We start from the raw sequence: 3,443 nt of genomic DNA on the forward strand, positions 1-3,443 counted from the left end.
GTTCATTAACGACCAAGTCGTTAAAAAGAAAGGCAGCAAATACGAGAAGCAGGCGCAGCCGGTGAAGCAAACCGCCGTACTGGGCGCTGGTATTATGGGCGGCGGTATTGCCTACCAGAGCGCCAGCAAAGGCACGCCCATACTGATGAAAGACATTAAGGATGACGCCATCGAGCTTGGCCTGAAAGAGGCGCGCAAGCTGTTCTCTAAACAGGTAGAGCGTAAAAAGCTCACCACCGAGCAGATGGCCGAGAAACTCTCCAACATCCGTCCAACGCTCTCTTACGGCGATTTCGGTAATGTAGATTTGGTCGTCGAGGCCGTGGTAGAGAACCCCAACGTCAAAGACGCCGTGTTGACTGAAGTAGAAGGCATGGTAGGGGAGAACACGATTCTGACCTCCAACACCTCGACCATTTCGATCAACCGTCTGGCTAAGAACTTAAAACGCCCTGAAAACTTCTGCGGTATGCACTTCTTTAACCCGGTGCACCGTATGCCGCTGGTGGAAGTCATTCGTGGCGAGAAGACCTCCGAGGCGGCCGTGGCAGCCACGGTGGCTTACGCCCGCGCCATGGGTAAAACGCCGATTGTTGTTAACGATTGCCCAGGGTTTCTGGTTAACCGCGTACTGTTCCCTTACTTCGGTGGCTTTAGCTTCCTGGTCGAGCAGGGCGCCGACTTCCAGCGCGTTGATAAAGTCATGGAGAAGTTTGGCTGGCCCATGGGCCCGGCGTACCTGTTGGATGTGGTCGGCATGGATACCGCCGTGCACGCCAACGAGGTGATGGCTGAAGGTTTCCCGGATCGTATGGCTCGTGAAGGCAAAACGGCGATTCAAGTGATGTACGACAACAAGCGCCTGGGCCAGAAGAACGATAAAGGCTTTTACGCCTACGAAGAAGATAAGAAGGGTAAGCCGAAGAAAGTCAGCGACGAGCAGGCTTACGCGTTAGTGAAAGAAGTGGTGAAAGAGCAGAAAGAGTTTTCGGATGAAGACATCATTGCTCGCATGATGGTCCCGCTGTGCCTGGAAACCGTGCGCTGCCTGGAGGATGGCATTGTCGATACGCCAGCAGAAGCCGATATGGCGCTGATTTACGGTATTGGTTTCCCTCCCTTCCGTGGCGGTGCGCTGCGCTACATCGACGCGCTGGGCGTATCTGAGTTTGTTGCGCTGGCCGACCGTTTAGCAGAAGAGCTGGGGCCGCTTTACGCACCCACCGAGAAGCTGCGTGCCATGGCACAGAATAACGAGCAGTTCTACGCTGGCACCACTGCAAACGCTCAGGCCTAAGTCACCACCCACAGGAGAAATAAGATGAGTTTGAATCCGAGAGATATCGTGGTGGTTGACGGTGTTCGTACCGCCATGGCAAAAGCGAAAAATGGCGCCTTCCGCAATGTGCGTGCCGAAAACCTTTCCGCTGCCGTGATGCAGGCGCTGTTTACTCGTAACCCCAACCTAGACCCGTCGGAAGTGGACGATGTGATCTGGGGATGCGTTAACCAGACGCTGGAACAGTCCATGAACATCGCCCGCAACGCGGCGATCATGACCGGCATTCCGCGCTCTGTGCCTGCACAAACGGTCAACCGCCTGTGCGGCTCTTCAATGACCGCGCTGCATATTGCCGCTGCGAACATCAAGGCCGGTATGGGCGACTTCTACGTGATTGGCGGTGTGGAGCACATGGAGCACGTCCCCATGGCGCATGGGGTCGATGTAAACCCTGCAGCGAGCAAGTACGCAGCCAAAGCCGCCATGATGATGGGCCTGACGGCCGAGCTGCTGGGTAAAATGCACGGCATCTCCCGTGAAGATCAGGATAAGTTTGGCGTGCGCTCGCATCAGCGCGCACAAGCGGCCATGGAGAAAGGCTACTTCGATAACGAGATTATCGGTGTAGAAGGCCATGACCAGCGCGGCTTCAAAGTGATGTTCAAAAACGACGAAGTCATCCGCGCCGACGCCAGCCTTGAATCCATGGCGAACTTAAAGCCAGTGTTTGACCCTCGGAACGGTACCGTTACCGCAGGCACTTCCTCGGCGCTGTCGGTGGGTGCATCTGCCATGGCGGTCATGAGCTACGAGCGCGCCCAGGCGCTGGGGCTAGAGCCGATTGCCAAAGTGCTCTCGACCGGTGTAGCGGGTTGTGATGCCTCCATTATGGGTTATGGCCCGGTGCCTGCGTCTAAAAAAGCACTAAAAGCGGCAGGCTTGTCCGCTGCAGATATTCAAACCGTTGAGCTGAACGAGGCGTTTGCCGCTCAAGGCCTGCCGGTGCTGAAGGATCTTGGCTTCCTGGATGCCATGGACGAAAAAGTGAACCTGAACGGCGGCGCGATTGCCCTTGGCCACCCGCTGGGCTGCTCCGGTTCGCGTATCTGCACCACGCTTTTAAACGTGATGCAGCAGCGCGATACCACGCTGGGCTTAGCCACCATGTGTATTGGTATGGGGCAGGGCGTTGCAACGGTGTTTGAGCGTCTAAAGTAATACGCTCGACCTGCTTTGCAAAAGCAACAAAAACGGCACCTTCGCGGTGCCGTTTTTCGTTTTAAAGTGCTTTAAAACAGACCTTTAAAATAGCCCGTTATCCAGCCCGGCGGCCATGGTCATGCCCAGCTCTTCGGCTTGGCGGGTGAAAGCCTCCTGCCACTCGCCGCGAAAAATAAGCGGGTCCTGTACCCAGCGCCAACGTAGCCCGGTGATGATGCTTTCCACCGCCCGTTGGGTGCCCGTGCCGTCATGGCCCGCGCGAATATAGAGCGCGCAGGGCAGGCCCTGCTTCTCTTCTAGTACGCTGTAGTAGCTGCGGTCAAAAAAGTCTTTCAGCGCGCCGCTCATGTACCCAAGGTTTTCGGTGGTGCCCAGCACAATGCCATCGCAGGCGAGAATATCCGCTGGGCCCGCCTCGAAAGGCGTTTTGACAATGCACTCCACAGCCTCGATGTCCTGGTGTTCAGCGCCATGCTGAACGGCACGGCACAATGCTTGGGTATTGACGGAGGGAGAGTGAGCGACGATTAATAAGCGTTTCATGAGGATGTCTTCAGGCAATTGGCGGTGTGTTCAAGAGGTGCCACACTGTCAGCACTTAATGACACAGCCTAGAGGCCTTAGGGCAAACCAATCAAACGCTTTCAAACCGCGTATGGGATAGGGTGTTCCGTGTTGAACGATCAAAAAGGGAATCGCGTCATGCGTCAGCAGGCCAAAACGATAGGGATCGCCAGTCTTTGTTCATTAACTCTGTTGTTGGCAGGGTGTGCGGGTCAATCAAGTGCCCCTGCCCGTAACGACAGCCGTTCAGCTCCTACCGCGAGCAGTGAAGAGATAGCTCCTGCTGCGCCCGCATCGAACTATCAACCCGTCAGAACGGCGCAGGCGGAAGATTGGACACCCCCGCTGCAGGCGAGCCCGGAAGAGGACGCCGCTT

General features: G+C 56.2%; 3 protein-coding genes and 1 pseudogene. 3 read left to right on the forward strand and 1 reads right to left on the reverse strand.

Annotated features, from left to right (window positions below; genetic code table 11):
- Together BIS10_RS17930 and fadA are read left to right on the forward strand one after the other, a co-directional pair.
- On the forward strand, nucleotides 1-1,297 hold a 1,297-nt coding region (locus BIS10_RS17930; protein ID WP_253507400.1), incomplete at its 5' end, for a 3-hydroxyacyl-CoA dehydrogenase NAD-binding domain-containing protein.
- A gap of 24 nt (nucleotides 1,298-1,321) precedes the next feature.
- A complete protein-coding gene (gene fadA / locus BIS10_RS17935; protein WP_083026074.1) occupies nucleotides 1,322-2,500 on the forward strand; it encodes an acetyl-CoA C-acyltransferase FadA in 1,179 nt (392 codons plus the stop codon).
- An 84-nt stretch (nucleotides 2,501-2,584) separates the two neighbouring features.
- On the opposite strand, the gene BIS10_RS17940 is transcribed toward fadA, so the two are convergent.
- A complete protein-coding gene (locus BIS10_RS17940) occupies nucleotides 2,585-3,046 on the reverse strand; it encodes a flavodoxin family protein (protein WP_083026072.1) in 462 nt (153 codons plus the stop codon).
- 129 nt (nucleotides 3,047-3,175) lie between these two features.
- Here BIS10_RS17940 and BIS10_RS17945 point away from each other — a divergent pair.
- A pseudogene (locus tag BIS10_RS17945) lies at nucleotides 3,176-3,443 on the forward strand (hypothetical protein); the annotation flags it as partial.

Origin of the sequence: Halomonas sp. 707B3, assembly GCF_024158645.1 — a bacterium.
Lineage (GTDB): Bacteria > Pseudomonadota > Gammaproteobacteria > Pseudomonadales > Halomonadaceae > Vreelandella > Vreelandella lionensis.